Origin of the sequence: Roseivivax lentus (assembly GCF_900156805.1) — a bacterium.
In the GTDB taxonomy this organism is placed as follows: Bacteria; Pseudomonadota; Alphaproteobacteria; order Rhodobacterales; family Rhodobacteraceae; genus Roseivivax; species Roseivivax lentus.
In genome coordinates this window covers 328,492-345,612 of sequence record NZ_FTOQ01000001.1, presented here as the reverse complement: position 1 = coordinate 345,612, position 17,121 = coordinate 328,492, and the positions used below count along the sequence as shown (strand labels likewise).

Sequence of the window (17,121 nt, the reverse complement as noted above, 5' to 3'; positions counted from 1 at the left end):
TGGGCCGAAAGTTCAGGAGCACGTCATGAAGAACAAGGTATCCAAGGCCATCTTTCCGGTTGCGGGTCTGGGCACGCGGTTTCTGCCCGCAACGAAATCTGTGCCGAAGGAGATCATGACCCTCGTGGACCGGCCGCTCGTGCAATACGCCATCGACGAGGCGCGCGCGGCGGGGATCAAGGAATTCATCTTCGTGACCTCCCGCGGCAAGGGCGCGCTCGAGGATTACTTCGACATCTCGCCGCAGCTCGAGCAGGAGCTGAAGAAGAAGGGCAAGGACGAGCTTCTCGAGATCCTGAAATCAACCAACATGGAATCGGGCGAGGTCGCCTATACCCGCCAGCACAAGGCGCTGGGTCTGGGCCACGCGGTCTGGTGCGCCCGCCGCCTGATCGGCAACGAGCCCTTCGCGGTCATGCTGCCCGATGACGTGATCGCCGCCGAGAAGCCCTGCCTGCAGCAGATGGTCGAGGCCTATGCCGAAACCGGCGGCAACATGGTCGCCGCGATGGAAGTCCCGCAGGAGAAGACCTCGGCCTACGGCATCCTCGATGCGACGCGCGAGGGCGAGGCGCTGGTGAAGGTCCGCGGCATGGTCGAGAAGCCCCCCGCGGGCGAAGCGCCCTCGAACCTCGCGGTGATCGGGCGCTACATCCTGACCCCGCAGATCCTGCGCAACCTCAACAAGATGAAGTCCGGCGCGGGCGGCGAGATCCAGTTGACCGACGCCATCGCGCAGGAGATCGACGGCGAGGGCGTGCACGGGCTCTGCTTCGAGGGCGAGCGCTTCGATTGCGGCTCCAAGGCGGGCTTCCTGCAGGCGACCGTGGCCTTCGGCCTGCGCCGCCCGGATCTGCGCGACGACCTGCGCGCCTTCCTTTACGAAACGGTCGCGGCGGAAAAGGCCGCGGAGTAATCCGGTGGCCGACAGCGTTCTGGTCACTGGCGGCGCGGCCTCTATCGGCCGCCATGCCCGCAAGGCGCTGGCCGCAGCGGGCGACATCCCGATCACTTTCAGCATGTTCCTGAGCGACTGGCGCGACGCGGTGCGGTTCGGCTCGCTGGCCAAGGGCGACCTTCTCGACCGCGCCGCCATCGACCGGGCCTTCGCGGAGCCTGCGCCTGTCGCCGTCCTGCATTACGCGGCGCTGAGCCGCGCGGGCGCGGCGACGAAGCTCGTCACGGGCTCCAGCCGCGCTGCGGAGGAACTGGGCGGGGCGCCCCGCCGCCCCACCATTCCAAGGATGATCGAAGATGCCCGGGCCTGGCAGCAGCACGGCCATAACGCGCGCTGAGCCCCGGGCCCGGTGCCTCGACCTGACGCGGCTCGTCAGCCGCGCGGGGCGCCAGATGACCGGTGTCGACCGGGTGGAGCGGGCGTATCTCGCGCACCTCATCGCGGCGCAGGCGCCGCTTTTCGGCCTCGTGCGCACCGCGCTTGGATACCTGCTGCTCGACGAGGCCGGTTGCGCGGCCTTCGCCGCCCGGCTAGATCGCGGCGAGATCGGGCGGCCCACGCTTTTCTCGCGGCTGGCGCGGCGCGGCGATCCGGCCCGGGCGGGGACCGAAAGCGACCTGCGCCGCGACGCCGTGGCGCGTGCCCGCCCGCGCGGTCTGGGCCGCATGCTCGCCCGGCACCTGCCGCCCGGCACCAGCTACGTGAATGTCGGCCATACGAACCTGACGCCGTCCACCTTCCGGGGCCTGCGCGCGGTGCCCGGCCTGAGCATCGCGGTGATGATCCACGACACCATCCCGCTCGACCTGCCGGAGATGCAGCGGGCGGGCAGCGTGGCGCGGTTCCACGCCCTTTTCGACCGGGTCATGGCCGAGGCCGACCTCGTGATCGCCAATTCGCAGGCCACGGCGGCGGATATCGCGCGCCATTGCCCCGCCCCGCCGGAGATCGCCGTGGCGCATCTGGGCGTGGCACCGCCCGCCGCCACGACGCCCGCCGACGCGCCCCGCGGTCACTGGACCGACGCGCCCTATTTCGTGGCCCTGGGCACGATCGAGCCGCGCAAGAACCACGCCTTCCTTCTGGACCTCTGGGCGCGGCTGGTCGCGGAGCTGGGCGCCGAGGCGCCACATCTGCTGATCCTCGGCGCGCGCGGCTGGAACAATGCCGATGTCTTCGCCCGGCTCGATGCCCGCCCGCCCCATGTGCACGAGCTGGCCGGGCTGGACGATGCGGCGGTCACGGCGCTGCTGCGCGGCAGCCGGGGGCTGCTGTTCCCGAGCCTGGCCGAAGGCTTCGGCCTGCCGCCCGTCGAGGCACTGCAGCTCGGTGTGCCGGTCCTGTGCAACCCGCTTCCCGTGCTCCGTGAGGTGCTCGGCGATCAGGCCATTTACGCGGATTCGCGCGACGGCTATCCTTGGGAACAGACGGTTATCCGTTTGGCGCGGGAGACACCCGCGCCGCGGGATGGCAATATGGGCCAGTCGGCGGCATTTGAGCCGCCCGATTGGCAATGCCATTTCAAGGGGTTGTTAAGCCGGATCTGATATCCGGCGGGAAAGGTTCGGGCGCTGAGGCGCCCCTTGGTAGCGACGGGACAGGAACGGGATTGGGCGTCTGGCAATCATACAGGCTTCGCTTGCAGCGCCGTCGATGGCGAATCCGGGCCTTCCGCAAGCGTCGTGATCTGCGGGCGATCGCCAATCGGACCGACCAGATCAAGCCCTCCGATATCCTCGTGGTCTCCACGGCGCGGAACGAGGGTGTCCGCCTGCCCTACTTCCTCAATTACTACCGCGAGATGGGAGTCGATCATTTCCTGATCGTTGATAACGACAGCACCGACGGTTCGCTTGACTACCTTGCCAAGCAGCCAGATGTCTCGGTCTGGACGACGCGCGCAAGCTACAAGCGCGCGCGCTTCGGCGTCGACTGGATGAACTGGCTGCAGATGAAATACGGCCACGATCACTGGTGCCTCGTCGTCGATCCCGACGAATTGTTCCTCTATCCGTTCTGCGACACGCGGCCCATCCGCGCCTTGACCGACTGGCTCGATGCCTCCTCGATCAAGTCCTTCGGGGCGATGCTGCTCGACATGTATCCCAAGGGGCGGATCGACAGCGAACCCTATCTGCCCGGGCGCAATCCGCTGGATATCGCCGCGTGGTTCGACGCGGGCAATTACACGATCTCGAAGAACCCCAAATACGGCAACCTGTGGATCCAGGGCGGGCCGCGCGCGCGCATGTTCTTCACCGACGAGCCCGAGCGCGCGCCCGCGCTCAACAAGATCCCGCTGGTGAAATGGAACCGGCGCTATGCCTATCACAGCTCCACCCACACGCTGCTGCCGCGCGGTCTGAACCTCGTCTACGACGAATGGGGCGGCGAGAAAGCCTCGGGCGTGCTGCTGCACACCAAATTCCTCGATACCTTCTCGCACAAGGCGCAGGAGGAGCTGGAGCGGCGCCAGCATTACGGCGGATCGAAGGAATACCTCGCCTATGCGTCGGGCCTGAAGGAAAACCCCGACCTCTGGTGCAAGTGGAGCGAGAAATACATCAACTGGCGCCAGCTCGAGATCCTCGGGCTCATGTCGAAGGGCAACTGGGCGTGAGCGTCGGCATCGTCATGCTGGTCCATACCGCGCTGGGACGGGCCGTGCAGGTCGCGCGCCACTGGGCGCGGGCGGGCTGCCCGATCGTGATCCATGTGGATAAGAAGGTGCCCACACAGGCCTTCGAGGCGTTCCGCGAGCAGTTGATCGACGACCCGCTGATCCGGTTTTCGAAGCGGCATCGCTGCGAATGGGGCAGCTGGGGGCTGGTGGCCGCCACGCAGGATGCCTGCGAGCTGATGCTGGCGGCGAACAAGGACGTGCGGCATGTCTACCTCGCCTCGGGATCCTGCCTGCCGCTGCGCCCGGTGGAGGAGCTGAAGGATTACCTCGCCTCTCGCTCCAACGTGGATTTCATCGAAAGTGCCACGACGGCGGACGTGCCCTGGACGGTGGGCGGGCTCGACGAGGAACGCTTCACCATGTGGTTCCCGTTCTCCTGGCGGAACCAGCGATACCTCTTCGACAAGTTCGTGGAATTCCAGCGCCGCCTCGGCCTTGAACGGCGCATCCCCGACGGCATCACGCCGCATATGGGCAGCCAATGGTGGTGCCTGACGCGGCAGACCCTGTCGGCGATCCTGCAGGATCCGCGGCGTCCGAAATACGACCGCTATTTCAAATCCGTCTGGATCCCGGACGAATCGTATTTCCAGACCCTCGCGCGGCTTTACTCGACCAATATCGAAAGCCGGTCGCTGACCCTGTCGAAATTCGATTTCCAGGGCAAACCGCATATTTTCTACGACGACCACCTGAAGCTTCTGCGCCGGTCGGATTGTTTCGTCGCGCGCAAGATCTGGCCCCATGCCGAACGTCTCTACGATGCGTTCCTCGGCGATCGCACCGGCGAGGCCAACCGGATGGAGCCCAATCCCGGCAAGATCGACCGCATCTTCGCCAAGGCGGTGGAGCGGCGGACGCGCGGGCGCGCGGGCCTCTACATGCAGTCGCGCTGGCCGAATTACGGCTGGGAAAACGGCGTCAGCGCCGGGAAATATTCCGTCTTCCAGGGCTTTGCGGAGCTTTTCACCGAGTTCGAACCGTGGTTGTCCCGCGCCACCGGCGTGCAGGTCCACGGGCATATCTTCGCGCCGGACCGGGCACATTTCGCCGGGGGCCAGCGGGTGCTGAACGGCGCGCTGTCGGACAATGCCGCGCTGCGCGACTACAACCCGCGCTCCTTCCTGACCAACCTGATCTGGAACACCCGCGGCGAGCGGCAATGCTTCCAGTACGGCCCGCACGACAATCCCAAGATCAACTGGCATTTCGCCCGCGATCCGAACGCGCAGATCTCGGTGATTTCGGGCGCCTGGGCCGTGCCTTTGTTCAAGTCGAACCGGGATTTCGCCGACCTTCGGACCGAGGCCGCGGCACTGCAAAAGATCGAGGCGCGCATGCTCGATGAGCTGCGCCATCCCGATGCCAAGGCCCAGACCCGGATCTGGACCATGGCGGAGTTCATCGAGGCGCCGATGGAGCCGCTGCAGCTTCTGATCGACGAGATCGGCCAGAAGCCCAGCCGCCGCCTTGCCGAGGCGCCGCGCCTTGAAGATCTGACCGGATTCGGTCAGTTTCTTCAGAACCTGAAGAACCAGGGCATGCATCCGCACTTGATGGGCGATTTCCCCGTCGAACCCGCGCCGCGCCATGGCCAGCGTCCCGCGCGCAAACCTTATCTGGTCAAGAAATAAGGTCCTTTATGTCAGGACGATTCGACTATTTCGTGGTGTTCGCAGAGATGCGGACCGGTTCCAATTTCCTTGAAACCAATCTCAACGCTCTGCCCCCGGTCACCTGCCATGGCGAGGCGTTCAACCCGCATTTCATCGGCTATCCGAATTCCGAGGACATCCTCGGCATCACCAAGGACGAACGCGACCTGAAGCCCGAGCGGCTGCTGCAGCAGATCAAGCACGCAACCCCGGGCCTCGGCGGGTTCCGCTATTTCCACGACCACGACCCGCGGGTGCTGGAGACGATCCTCGACGACCCGCGCTGCGCCAAGATCGTGCTGACGCGCAATCCCGTGGAAAGCTACGTGAGCTGGAAGATCGCGCAGGCGACCGGGCAGTGGAAGCTGACCAATGTGCGCAAGCGCCGCGAGGTGCAGGCCACCTTCGACAGCACCGAGTTCAACCAGCACCTTGCGGCCCTGCAGGAGTTCCAGGTCACCATCCTCAACCGCATGCAGCGCAGCGGGCAGACGGCCTTTTACGTCGCCTACGAGGACCTGCAGGATCTCGACGTGATGAACGGCCTCGCCATGTGGCTCGGCCTGCCGGACCGGCTCGAGGCGCTGGACAAGTCGCTCAAGGTGCAGAACCCCAAGGCGGTGGGCGAAAAGGTGGCCAATGTCCGGGAGATGGCCGATGCGCTGGCGCGGCTCGATCGGTTCAACCTGTCGCGCACGCCGAATTTCGAACCGCGCCGCGGCCCGCTGGTGCCGACCTACGTGGCCGGCGCGAAGACGCCGCTGCTTTACATGCCGGTCCGCTCAGGCCCCGAGGCGGCGGTGCTGCGCTGGATGGCCGCGCTCGACGCGGTCGGCGAGGACGACCTCGGCACCGGGTTCAGCCAGAATACTCTGCGACAGTGGAAGCGGGAGCATCCCGGCCACCGCAGCTTTACCGTGCTGCGCCATCCCGTTGCCCGGGCCCATGACGCGTTCTGCGCCAAGATCGTGTCGACCGGGCCGGGCAGTTTCGGCAAGATCCGCAGCCATCTGGCCAAGGCCTACGACTTGCCGCTGAACACGCCGGGCGCGGCCTATTCGCCCGACGATCACCGGCGCGCCTTCACCGGGTTCCTGCGCTTCTGCCGGGCCAACCTGGCCGGGCAGACGCCGATCCGCACCGATGGTCACTGGGCCAGCCAGTCGCAGACGCTTCTGGGGATGGCGGAATTCACCTTCCCCGACATGGTCATCCGCGAAGACGAGATGGCGGCCTACCTGCCCGCGCTCGCCATGCAGGTCGGCCATCCCGACCCGCAGGAACCCACGCCCGTGGCGACCGAGGCCCCTTACGGCCTCGCGCAGATCTACGACGACGAGATCGAGACGCTGGCGCAGGAAGCCTATCTGCGCGACTACACGATGTTCGGCTTTTCCGAATGGGGCTGAGCCCGGGCCACGAAAAAACGCCCCGGCGCGGCGGCCGGGGCGTTCCAATTCGAACCAGACGCGATCAGGCGGCCTGAACCGACTGCGATTCCGTCAGGATGGTATAAAGCTTCGACGGGTCCGGATTGGCCCGCAGCTTGGCGCAGAAAGCGGGATCGCGCAGCGTGCGGCTGACCAGCGCCAGCGCCTTCAGATGCTCCACCCCCGCCTCTTCCGGGGCGAACAGGCCGAAGACCACATCCACCGGCTGACGGTCCACCGAATCGAAGTCCATCGGTTTTTCCAGCAGCAGGAAGACACCCTTCACCTCGTCGATGCCCGACAGGCGCGCATGCGGCAGCGCCACGCCGTGGCCGACGCCGGTACAGCCGAGGCTTTCCCGCTCCATCAAGGCCTCGACGACGCGGGGCGCATCGATGCCGTAGACGCTGTCGACGATCTCGGCGAGGTCGTGCATCAGGCGTTTCTTGCTGGAAACGCTGGACATGACCTTCACCGCGTTCGGCTCAAGGAGGGAGACAAATTTCATCTGGAAATGCTTTTCTGCTCTGGCGTCAGCGCATGTTGATCACGAAGAGAGATATCGTGGTTTACGGGTCGATCCAGCCGATATTTCCATCGTCTCGCCGGTAAACAACGTTGACGCCGTCCTTCTTTTCGTTGCGGAAGACCAGAACCGGTGCCCCCGCAAGCTCCATCTGCATCACAGCCTCACCAACGGACAGGGATGGGATCTTGGTCTCCATCTCGGCCACGATAATGGGCTGCAGGGTGTCGGGCTCCGTCGCCTCGTCCCCCTCTTGTCCGGCGAGGATATACGAGGACGCGCCGATGAGTTCAACCGGCGAGGTGCGTTCCTTGTGGTGATCTTTCAACCGTCGCTTGTAGCGGCGCAACTGCTTGTCCATCTTCTCGCTGCAGGCGTCGAAGGCAGCGTAGATCTCGGGCGCGCGGCCCTTCGCCGTCGCGGTCAGGCCGGTCGACAGGTGGACCGTCGCCTCGCAGACAAACTCATGGCCGGACTTGGAAAAGACGATCGTCGCATCGGTCGGGCGTCCGGAATACTTTTCCAGCACGACGTTCAACTCCGTCTCGACATGGGTCTGAAGTGCCGCGCCGATATCGATCTGCTTTCCCGTGATCTGGTAACGCATGAATGGTGTCCTTCTTCTTATTGTGGGCCGAAGCGCATCCGTCGCGACGGGACCAGAAATCCCTGTCGCACGTATCCGTGGCCGAAAGATGACGTCCGCCGTTTCGCGCGCCGTGGCTTGTAGAAGGCCGCCCCCGAACGAAGGCAATGTCGGATGCGGACTGCAAAATCGCGCGGCGTCATATCATCATTTGAGGACATGCCGCGCCCGTCTGTCAAACAAAACCGGACGGGACGATGAAAGCGGCGGATCAGCCGATCCGGAAGCTGTCGCCCAGATAGACGCGGCGCACGTTTTCGTTGCGGACCACCTCGTCCGGGGAGCCGGACATCAGCACCTGCCCGTCATGCAGGATATAGGCGCGGTCGACGATCTCGAGCGTCGCGCGCACGTTATGGTCCGTGATGAGCACGCCGATTCCCCGGGTCTTCAGATCGGCGACGAGGCTGCGGATATCGCCCACGCTGATCGGATCGACCCCGGCGAAGGGCTCGTCCAGCAGGAGGTACTTGGGATCGGCGGCAAGGCAGCGGGCGATCTCCACCCGCCGGCGTTCACCGCCCGAGAGCGCCAGCGCCGGGGCGCGGCGCAGGTGTTCGATGGAAAACTCGCCCAGCAGCTCCTCAAGCCGCTCGCGGCGCCGGGACCGGTCGCTGAGCGAGATCTCGAGGATGGCCGAGATGTTGTCCTCGACCGTGAGCCCACGGAAGATCGACATCTCCTGCGGAAGATACCCGATCCCCAACTGCGCGCGGCGGTACATCGGCAGATAGGTCGCGTCCTGCCCGTCGATCAGCACCTGTCCGCCCTCGGGATTCACCAGCCCGGCGATGGCGTAGAAGGTCGTCGTCTTGCCGGACCCGTTGGGCCCGAGCAGCGCCACCACCTCGCCGCGATTGAGCGTCATCGACACGTCGCGGATCACCACGCGCTTCTTGTAGCTCTTGCGCAGATGCTTGACGTTCAGACCGGCCGCGCCGTCGGTCACGCTCAACGAAGGGCGTGCCATCTTTATTGACCCGTGCCGGAGGCGCTGCCGTCCCCGTCCTCTTGCGGCTGGAAGACCGACCGCACGCGCCCGTCCATCTGCGCCGTGCCGTCCTCGAGATTGACCACCATGCGGTCGGCGGTCAGCGCGTTGGCGCCCTGGGTCAGCAGCACGTTGCCGGTCATGACCACGGTGCCGGCGGCGACGTTGTAATCCGCGCGCTCCGCCTCGGCGGCCTCTTCCCCCGATACCAGCGTGACGCCGCCGGTCGCCTCCAGACGTTCGATCTGGCCCGCGCCCTCGATATAGACCACGCGCACCTGCGCGGCCGCGAGACGCATGTCGCCTTGGCCCACGACCACGTCACCGGAATAGATCGCCGTGCCCGAGGATTGATCGACCGACAGTTGATCCGCGCTCACCTCCACCGGAAGCGAGCTGTCCTGCTGCATGGTACCGAAGGTCACCTCGGCCCCCTGCGCCAGAAGGGCCGCGGGAACGAGGCCCGCCAGAAGGGCCAGGATTCGGGCTTTCACCATGGACACGCACTCACTGTTGTTGGCGCTCGTATATCATCCGAACGCCGTCGGTGAAAAGCAGTTGCACATCGCCCTCCTCGGCATCGGGGCTGTCATCGGCGATGATGCGTAACTTGCCCGCATCGAGCGTGCCCGAAGGCCCGGTCGCCGACACCGCCCCGTCGCTTTCGATCTCGACCCGCGTCATCGCGGAGGTCAGCGCCTCGGTCCGGATGCTGTAGCCGGTGGAGCTGTCGATCTCGACCCCGCCGGTCAGCCGGGCGGTGGCGCCGGCATTGTCCATCTCCGCGGACGGCGCCGAGATCTGCACGCGGCTGCCATCCTCGAAATCGATGGTCGCATCGAAGGTCTCGGCAATCAGGCGATCCACCGCTTCGGGATCGGGGCGGGCCATCTGCGCGCGCATCGTGACCTGGGCGCCGGTATCGGTCATGCCCGAATAGGTGGCGCCCGTGGCCGTTTCGGAAGAGCGCCCTTTCAGGCTTTCGACCGTGGCGAGCGGCAGGTTCCGCGTCGGATCGGTATCGCGGGAGAACAGGAACAGCGTCGACAGCAGGCCCAGCGCGATCACCGGCAGCAGGACCTTCAGCCCTGCCACGACCTGTGAATAGATGCCCGTGCCGCGTGCCATCCGGGATCAGGAATGCGCAAAGATGTCGATTTCGGGCCAGCCCGCAAGGTCGAGCCGCGCGCGCATCGGCAGGAAGGCGAAACAGGCCTCGGCCATCTCGGTGCGGCCCTCGCGGGCCAGCATCTCGTCCATCTTCTCCCGCAGGCGGTGCAAGTGCAGCACGTCGGACGCCGCGTAATCCTGCTGCGCCACGCTGAGCGCGTCGGCGCCCCAATCGGAGCTTTGCTGCTGTTTCGAGATGTCGACGCCCAGATGCTCCTGCAGCAGGTTCTTCAGCCCGTGCCGGTCCGTGTAGGTCCGCACGAGGCGGCTGGCGATCTTGGTGCAATAGACCGGCGCGGCGAGCGCACCGAAGGTGTGATACATCACCGCGATGTCGAAGCGCCCGAAATGGAAGAGCTTCAGGACCTGCGGATCGGTCAGCAACCGTTCGAGATTGGGCGCGCTGGTCTGGCCCTTGGCGATCTGCACCAGATGCGCGTCGCCATCGCCCGAAGACAGCTGCACGACGCAAAGCCGGTCGCGATGCGGATTGAGGCCCATCGTTTCGCAATCGATCGCGACCACCGGCCCGAGATCGAGCGTGTCGGGAAGATCGCCTTGATAGAGATGGTTCGTCATGAAGCCTCCGTCGCGCCGCGGGATATCCGGGCGACATAGAGGTCCGGCGCGCGCTCTGCAACGGGCGCGGCGTCGCTGCGCCGGGCAATCCGGGCCGCGAATCAGTGCAAGTGTGACGGAAATATGGCGGCAATCGGACCAAATTGGACGGCACCTTGGCGCAACGGGGGCACGGACGACCCGGGTTGTAACATTTCGTGAGCACCCTGCGGGAGAAAAAGATCAGCCGCGCGTCGCGGCGTGGCCTCGGGTCGCCGCCGATGGCGAAATCGGCGCCAGAACGGGCTTTGCGCGCGACGAGCCCGGGTCAGGATTGTCCACCGGCCCTGGCGCGGCAGACCGCCGTCTGAGGCGAAATCCCAACACAATCTGCAACTTCCCGCAGATTGTCGCAGAAAGCGAAACAATCGCCGCCCCGGGAGCGGGACATTGTCGATGACGGCCGATCAATCCAGAGCCTGATCCGCCCGCCCTGCGCGACGATACGCCGAGCGGATCGGTCGCGAATCAAACAACCCAAGGTATATTCAACGGGGTCAACTGATCTCGTAAAAAGTGAGTTATTTTGCCACATCCACGCCGTCCTCCTCACGAAGCGCAGCGTCACAATTGACTTAAATTTGCCGTAATAGCATATGCTGAGCGTCGGAAGGCGAACACATTTACGCCGTGTTTGCGGGACGTGCACCTGGGGGCTGGTGTTTCAAAGTTGTTAAGGCGGCCGTAGCCGCAGTTTCGCCGGGTACAGTGTTGTATCCGAACGGTGGACTGTTGCCTCACGTGCCGTGGTGTTCGGGGGTTACCAGTGACCATACATGTCGGTGATGAGTTAATTCGGTCTGATGTCAGCCTAGTCGGCGATCTGCACGCCACCAGCGCGGATCTTCCTGCGGCCTACCGGCTCTACGTGAAGCGCGCCCTCGACGTCGCGCTCGTGCTGATCGCCGCGCTGCCGGCCCTCCTGATGATCCTGCCCATCGCGCTAGTGATCGCCGCAGAGGGCGCCGCGCCCTTCTACGGGCAAAAGCGCGTGGGGCGGAATGGACGCGTCTTCCGGATGTGGAAGCTGCGCTCAATGGTGCCCAATGCCGACGAGATGCTGCATGCCCATCTGGAGCAGAACCCGCAGGCCGCCGCAGAGTGGCGCATGCACCAGAAGCTGCGTGACGATCCGCGGATCACGCCGTTGGGGCGGATCATCCGCAAGACCTCCCTCGACGAGCTGCCGCAGCTATGGAACGTGCTGAAGGGCGACATGTCGCTCGTCGGACCGCGCCCGATGATGCTCGAGCAGCGTGCGATCTACCCGGGCGCGGCCTATTACGCCATGCGTCCCGGCATCACCGGCTTCTGGCAGACCTCCGAGCGCAATGAATCGAGCTTCGTCGAGCGCGCCGCCTATGACGCCGACTACCTGCGCAAGCTGTCGTTCGCGACCGATATCAAGGTGCTTCTGCGCACGGTCCGCGTCGTGATGGTCGGCACCGGCTGCTGAGCCGGACCGACCCCGGCGCGGGGCTTAGCCGCGCCGCGCCTCGGCGGCGGCGCGCAGGCCTTCCATCAATTCCGTCAGCAGCTTGATCGCGAATTCGTCCGTCAGGCGGTCGTTGTCGTCCCAGTGCTTCGAGGTGTTGCCGATGAACACCTCGGGCCCGGGCAGCAGGTGCGGACGGAACGGGTTGAGGCAGAGCCGCGCCATGTTCTGCGACCGCTCACCGCCCGCACGGCCCGCCGCGGCGGACATCAGCGCCACGGGCTTGTCGCGCCAGGGATTGCCCTCGGTCCGGCTGACCCAGTCGAGCGCGTTCTTGAGCGCGCCGGAGATCCCCTTGTTGTATTCGGGGGTGGAGATCACCACCGCATCCGCTGCGGCGATCTGGTCGGAGAGGCGCTGGACCTCCGCCGGGATGCCCTGCCCTTCCTCGATATCGCCGTCATAGACCGGGAAGGCGATGTCGGCGACGGTCTTCTCCGCCGGGCCGAAACGATGCGCGGCTTCGGCGGCGAGCTTTCGGTTGGTGGAGGCCTTGCGCAGGGAGCCGGAGATGGTGAGAAGCTTCAGATCGGACATGGACACACTTTCGTTCGGGCAATTGCGGTTTCCTTTGACCTACAACGCAAACGCGCCGCGGCAAGCCACCGCGGCGCGTTCTGGTCTTGAAGAGGCGCGACCGATCAGGCGGTCGGCAGGATCACGATCTCGACCCGGCGGTTCTGCGCCTTGCCCTCGGGCGTGAGGTTCGACGCCACCGGCTGATCCTCGCCGCGGCCGATGGACTGGACGCGGAAGCTCGGCACGCCGTTGGAGGTCAGGATCGACGCCACCGCCTGCGCGCGGCGCTGCGACAGGTCGAGGTTGTAACCGGCATCGCCGTCGGAATCGGTGTGGCCGATGACCTGCACGGTGGTGTCGGGATATTGCTGCAGGTTCCGGGCCACGGCGATCAGGTCGCCCTGGATGCCCGGGCTGACGGCGGTCGAATCCACCGCGAACAGGATATCCTGCGGCAGCGTCACGATCAGCCGGTCACCGGTGTTCTGGATGTCGATGTTCTGGTTGCCCACCTGCTGGCGCAGCGCGGCTTCCTGCCGGTCGAGCTGGTTGCCGATCACGGCACCGCCCGCAGCACCCAGCGCCGCACCGGTCAGAACCGCCTGCCGCTTCTCGACGGGATCGTCGCCCGCGGTCAGCGCGCCGGCCAGCGCACCGACGCCTGCGCCGACCAATGCGCCGGTCTGCGCCTGGCGGTTGGGGTTGTTCGGGTCGCTCAGCGGCGCGCAGGCGGTCAGCGCGACCAGGCCGGCGGCCGACAGAACGGAAAGGGATTTTGCTCGGATCATTCTTACCTCATCGGTGTTGTCGCGTCCGTAAAGACATGGCGCGTCTTACCCTCTGACACCACTGTTATCCAAAAACATGGGCATTTTTGTCGGCGATCCTCCGCTCATGCCTCGGCGCGGGCGGCCTCCCAGGCCAGGATCGCGCGCTTGACCGGCAGTCCCCAGTGATAGCCGCCGAGCCCGCCGGACTTGCGCAGCGCCCGGTGGCACGGGATCAGGAGCGAGACCGGATTGCGCCCCACGGCGGTGCCCACGGCGCGCACCGCCTTCGGGTGCCCGATGGCGCCGGCGATCTCGGAATAGGTGGTCACATGGCCCGAGGGGACCTGCATCAGCGCCTCCCAGACCTTGATCTGGAACGGCCCGCCGATCAGGTGCAGCGTCACCTCGCCGCCCGTGCCGAAAGCGGCCTCGGCCCAGCGCCGCAGCTTCTCCGGAGCCTCGACGTAACGGGCCCCTGGCCAGCGCGCGGTCATGTCGGCCATGGCGGCATCCTCGCCCGCCTCCGCGGTGAAGGCGATGCCGCAGATGCCCTTGTCGGTGCCCATGACCAGCGCCGGGCCGAACGGGCTGTCGAACAGGCCCCAATGGATGGTCAGGCCCGCGCCGCCCTTGGCGTAGTCGCCCGGGCTCATCGCCTCCCAGCGCAGGAAGAGATCGTGCAGCCGCCCCGAGCCCGACAGCCCCGCGGCCTGCGCCGTCTCGAGCGTCGTGAACCGCTCGCGCAGCAGCGCCTTGGCATGGCCGAGCGTCAGGTATTGCTGGTACCGCTTCGGGCTGACCCCGGCCCAGTCCGAGAAGATGCGCTGGAAATGCGCGGGGCTCATGTTCATCTCGCGCGCCAGATCGTCCAGCCGCGCCTGCGGGCCGAGCGCATCCACCGTCTCGATGGCGCGGCGCATGACCTCGTAATGATAGGCGCTGCGGCCGGGCGGGGGGGACGGTTCGCTCATGGCGGGGCTCCTGTTCTGGCCCGGCCTTGATAGCCGCGCGGCGGGGCCCGGCGCGACCCGATTGTTGCGCATATGGCGCTTGGTGCGATCATGGCCTTCGTGCCATCCTGCGGCATGACATTGCACGAAACACTGGATGAACCGGAATTCTTCGGCACCCCCGAACAGCAGGCCATGGCGCAACGGGCCTGGTCGCTCTGGGCCTTGCTGAAGGACGATCCGCGCTATTCGTCCTATGGCCGGGGCGTGGCGCTCGCCGCAGCCGCGGCCGACAACATCCCTGCCCAGATCGCCTTGGCGCGGATCACCGGCGCGGGTGCATGCGAGCATATCCCGGGCCGCGACCTGCCCGGGCGCCGCGCGGCGCTCGAGGCCGCGGGACTTGCCACCGATGGCTATGTGAGCTGGACCAACACCCCGGCGACCTTCGACCGGGCCCGGCAGCGCCTGACCGCCCGCCCGTTGCCAGCCGACCTGTCGCTCGTTGTCGTGGATGCCGATACGCCGGCGGCGGTCCTGGCCCAGATCGACGCCGTCACCCAGGCCTGCGAGGTGTTCCTGCCCAACGGGGCCTATATGCGCGGCCGGATGGGCCCGGCTATATGCGTGGCGGCCCTCGACGGCGCGGGCCGGGCGGTCGGGGCGGCGGCCTCGGCGGACCCGTTCCACCCGGCATCGGACCATTCCGGCACCTGCTGGTGGGGCATGCTCTCGACCCATCCCGAGCGGCGCGGGGAAGGCATTGCCAGCTATCTCGGCGCCATGGCCCTGATCGAGATGCAGGACCGTTTCGGAATGCGCCGGTTCTTCACCGGGATCCGCCAGGACAATGCCGCTTCGGAGGCGCTGTGCACCGGGTTCGGCTTTGCCGCGCAGGACGAGCATATCCTCGTCGCCATCGATCCGCGGCATTTCGCAGGTGGCCGCGTCTCCAAATAGGTGACTTTCGCGTTGAGCCTGCATCGACCGCTCGCCATAACAGGCCAATGGCCAAGCAGCTCGACTACCACACGATCCGAGAGATCTTCACGCGCTTCCGCGACGCCGAGGCGGAGCCCTTGGGCGAGCTCAACCACGTCAACGCCTATACGCTCGTCGTGGCGGTCGCGCTGTCGGCGCAGGCCACCGATGCGGGCGTGAACAAGGCGACCGCGTCGCTCTTCGAGGTGGCCGACACGCCGCAGAAGATGCTCGATCTCGGCGAGGACGCGTTGATCGAGCATATCAGGACGATCGGGCTTTACCGCAACAAGGCCAAGAACGTCATGAAACTGAGCCGCATCCTCGTCGAGGAATATGGCGGCACCGTGCCCTGTTCCCGCGCCGCGCTGGAAAGCCTGCCCGGGGTGGGCCGCAAGACCGCGAATGTCGTGCTCAACATGTGGTGGCGGCATCCCGCGCAGGCGGTCGACACGCATATCTTCCGGCTGGGCAACCGGTCCGGTATCGCGCCGGGCAAGGATGTCGTCGCCGTGGAACGCGCCATCGAGGACCACATCCCCGTCGACTTCCAACTGCACGCGCATCACTGGATGATCCTGCACGGGCGCTACGTCTGCGTGGCGCGCAAGCCAAAATGCGGCAATTGCCTGATCCGCGATCTCTGCCAATACGAGGACAAGACCGAATGAAGAAGTATCAGGTTGTCGGGATCGGCAACGCCATCGTCGACGTGCTGACCCGCGCGGAAGATGCCTTTCTCGACAATATGGGGATCGAGAAGGGGATCATGCAGCTCGTGGAACGCGAACGGGCCGAAACGCTTTACGGCGCGATGGAAGGCCGCGTTCAGGCCCCCGGGGGCTCGGTCGCGAACACGCTGGCGGGCTTGGGCAATCTGGGTCTGCGCACGGCCTTCATCGGGCGCGTGAAGGATGACGGGCTCGGCCGCTTCTACGCGGGCGAGATGGAGAAGATCGGCACCGATTTCGTGAACGCGCCGGCACCCGACGGCGAATTGCCGACCTCGCGCTCGATGATCTTCGTCTCGCCCGACGGCGAGCGGTCGATGAACACCTATCTTGGCATCTCGGCGGAGCTTGGCCCCGACGACGTGGACGAGGCCGTCGCGGCGGAGGCCGAGGTGGTCTTCCTCGAGGGCTATCTCTTCGACAAGGACAAGGGCAAGGACGCGTTCATCAAGACCGCGCGGGCCTGCCGCGCCGCAGGCGGCCGGGCGGGCATCGCCATTTCCGACCCGTTCTGCGTCGAGCGGCACCGCGACGACTTCCTGTCGCTGATCGAGAACGAGCTGGATTACGTCATCGGCAACGAGGCCGAGATCCGCGCGCTTTACCAGAACGACGATCTGGAGGAGGACCTGAAGGCGGTCTCGGCGATCTGCCCGCTCGTGGTCTGCACCCGCTCGGGTCATGGCTGCTCGATCATGCGCGAGGGTGTGCGCACCGACGTGCCGGTGGAGCATATCACGCCGGTCGATGCCACCGGCGCGGGCGACCAGTTCGCGGCGGGCTTTCTTTACGGCCTGGTGACCGGCACCGACATGCATGTCGCGGGCCGGATGGGCCATACCAGCGCGCGCGAGGTGATCAGCCATATGGGACCGCGCCCGGAAAGGTCGCTGCGGGAATTGTTCAAGGAACACGGCCTGATCTGAACGGGAATTTCGACGCGAAATTCCGCGAAAAATCCTGACGAGGATTTTTCGGCAGGCGCGGCGCATCGGGGC

19 protein-coding genes are annotated in these 17,121 nt (G+C 66.0%); 10 read left to right on the top strand and 9 right to left on the bottom strand.

The window, feature by feature from the left end:
- The first annotated feature begins 25 nt into the window (after positions 1-25).
- The 6 genes from galU to BW990_RS01565 all read left to right on the top strand — a co-directional run bounded on the left by galU (position 26) and on the right by BW990_RS01565 (position 6,705).
- Positions 26-916, top strand: coding sequence for a UTP--glucose-1-phosphate uridylyltransferase GalU (galU, locus tag BW990_RS01590; protein ID WP_076444318.1), 891 nt, complete (start codon positions 26-28; stop codon positions 914-916).
- A gap of 4 nt (positions 917-920) precedes the next feature.
- Positions 921-1,295: an NAD-dependent epimerase/dehydratase family protein gene (locus BW990_RS01585; protein WP_076444316.1), complete on the top strand. Its 375-nt coding sequence runs from the start codon at positions 921-923 to the stop codon at positions 1,293-1,295.
- Between the two features lie 55 nt (positions 1,296-1,350).
- Positions 1,351-2,505 carry a glycosyltransferase family 4 protein gene (locus tag BW990_RS01580; RefSeq protein ID WP_234990133.1) on the top strand — a complete coding sequence of 385 codons (1,155 nt, stop codon included), beginning with the start codon at positions 1,351-1,353 and terminating at the stop codon, positions 2,503-2,505.
- A gap of 62 nt (positions 2,506-2,567) precedes the next feature.
- Positions 2,568-3,578 (top strand): glycosyltransferase family 2 protein, encoded by a 1,011-nt coding sequence (locus tag BW990_RS01575; protein WP_076444312.1) that lies wholly within the window; start codon positions 2,568-2,570, stop codon positions 3,576-3,578.
- Positions 3,575-5,275 (top strand): DUF5927 domain-containing protein, encoded by a 1,701-nt coding sequence (locus tag BW990_RS01570; protein ID WP_076444310.1) that lies wholly within the window; start codon positions 3,575-3,577, stop codon positions 5,273-5,275. The genes BW990_RS01575 and BW990_RS01570 overlap by 4 nt, the downstream gene beginning before the upstream one ends.
- Positions 5,276-5,283: 8 nt before the next feature.
- The gene (locus BW990_RS01565) at positions 5,284-6,705 is read left to right on the top strand and encodes a sulfotransferase family 2 domain-containing protein (protein ID WP_076444308.1); all 1,422 of its coding nucleotides are present in this window, start codon (positions 5,284-5,286) and stop codon (positions 6,703-6,705) included.
- Between the two features lie 64 nt (positions 6,706-6,769).
- On the opposite strand, the gene BW990_RS01560 is transcribed toward BW990_RS01565, so the two are convergent.
- The 6 genes from BW990_RS01560 to BW990_RS01535 all read right to left on the bottom strand — a co-directional run bounded on the left by BW990_RS01560 (position 6,770) and on the right by BW990_RS01535 (position 10,638).
- Positions 6,770-7,234 (bottom strand): PTS sugar transporter subunit IIA, encoded by a 465-nt coding sequence (locus BW990_RS01560; protein ID WP_076444306.1) that lies wholly within the window; start codon positions 7,232-7,234, stop codon positions 6,770-6,772.
- 61 nt (positions 7,235-7,295) lie between these two features.
- Positions 7,296-7,859, bottom strand: coding sequence for a ribosome hibernation-promoting factor, HPF/YfiA family (gene hpf, locus BW990_RS01555; protein ID WP_076444304.1), 564 nt, complete (start codon positions 7,857-7,859; stop codon positions 7,296-7,298).
- Between the two features lie 250 nt (positions 7,860-8,109).
- Positions 8,110-8,868, bottom strand: coding sequence for an LPS export ABC transporter ATP-binding protein (gene lptB, locus BW990_RS01550; protein ID WP_076444302.1), 759 nt, complete (start codon positions 8,866-8,868; stop codon positions 8,110-8,112).
- Between the two features lie 2 nt (positions 8,869-8,870).
- Positions 8,871-9,386, bottom strand: coding sequence for a lipopolysaccharide transport periplasmic protein LptA (lptA, locus tag BW990_RS01545; protein ID WP_143526037.1), 516 nt, complete (start codon positions 9,384-9,386; stop codon positions 8,871-8,873).
- Between the two features lie 10 nt (positions 9,387-9,396).
- The gene (lptC, locus tag BW990_RS01540) at positions 9,397-10,017 is read right to left on the bottom strand and encodes an LPS export ABC transporter periplasmic protein LptC (protein ID WP_076444298.1); all 621 of its coding nucleotides are present in this window, start codon (positions 10,015-10,017) and stop codon (positions 9,397-9,399) included.
- Positions 10,018-10,023: 6 nt separating this feature from the next.
- Positions 10,024-10,638 carry a ribonuclease D gene (locus tag BW990_RS01535; RefSeq protein ID WP_076444296.1) on the bottom strand — a complete coding sequence of 205 codons (615 nt, stop codon included), beginning with the start codon at positions 10,636-10,638 and terminating at the stop codon, positions 10,024-10,026.
- A gap of 805 nt (positions 10,639-11,443) precedes the next feature.
- Between BW990_RS01535 and BW990_RS01530 the strand changes: the two genes are divergently transcribed.
- Entirely contained in the window at positions 11,444-12,133 is a 690-nt protein-coding gene (locus tag BW990_RS01530) for a sugar transferase (protein WP_083950423.1), read from the top strand.
- Positions 12,134-12,157: 24 nt separating this feature from the next.
- Here the strand turns inward: BW990_RS01530 and BW990_RS01525 are convergent, their stop codons facing one another.
- From BW990_RS01525 to BW990_RS01515, 3 genes are all read right to left on the bottom strand, one after another.
- Positions 12,158-12,709, bottom strand: a complete 552-nt coding sequence (locus BW990_RS01525; protein WP_076444294.1) for an NADPH-dependent FMN reductase — start codon at positions 12,707-12,709, stop codon at positions 12,158-12,160.
- Positions 12,710-12,813: 104 nt separating this feature from the next.
- Positions 12,814-13,479 (bottom strand): YiaD family glycine zipper/OmpA-like lipoprotein, encoded by a 666-nt coding sequence (locus tag BW990_RS01520; protein ID WP_076444292.1) that lies wholly within the window; start codon positions 13,477-13,479, stop codon positions 12,814-12,816.
- 104 nt (positions 13,480-13,583) lie between these two features.
- A complete protein-coding gene (locus BW990_RS01515; RefSeq protein WP_076444290.1) occupies positions 13,584-14,432 on the bottom strand; it encodes a methylated-DNA--[protein]-cysteine S-methyltransferase in 849 nt (282 codons plus the stop codon).
- A gap of 114 nt (positions 14,433-14,546) precedes the next feature.
- On the opposite strand from BW990_RS01515, the gene BW990_RS01510 reads away from it, so the two are divergent.
- The 3 genes from BW990_RS01510 to BW990_RS01500 are packed head-to-tail and all read left to right on the top strand — an operon-like array spanning position 14,547 to position 17,049.
- Positions 14,547-15,371: a GNAT family N-acetyltransferase gene (locus BW990_RS01510; RefSeq protein WP_159441596.1), complete on the top strand. Its 825-nt coding sequence runs from the start codon at positions 14,547-14,549 to the stop codon at positions 15,369-15,371.
- A 47-nt stretch (positions 15,372-15,418) separates the two neighbouring features.
- A complete protein-coding gene (gene nth, locus BW990_RS01505) occupies positions 15,419-16,063 on the top strand; it encodes an endonuclease III (protein WP_076444286.1) in 645 nt (214 codons plus the stop codon).
- Entirely contained in the window at positions 16,060-17,049 is a 990-nt protein-coding gene (locus BW990_RS01500) for an adenosine kinase (RefSeq protein WP_076444284.1), read from the top strand. Before nth ends, BW990_RS01500 begins: the two co-directional genes overlap by 4 nt.
- Positions 17,050-17,121 lie beyond the last annotated feature (72 nt).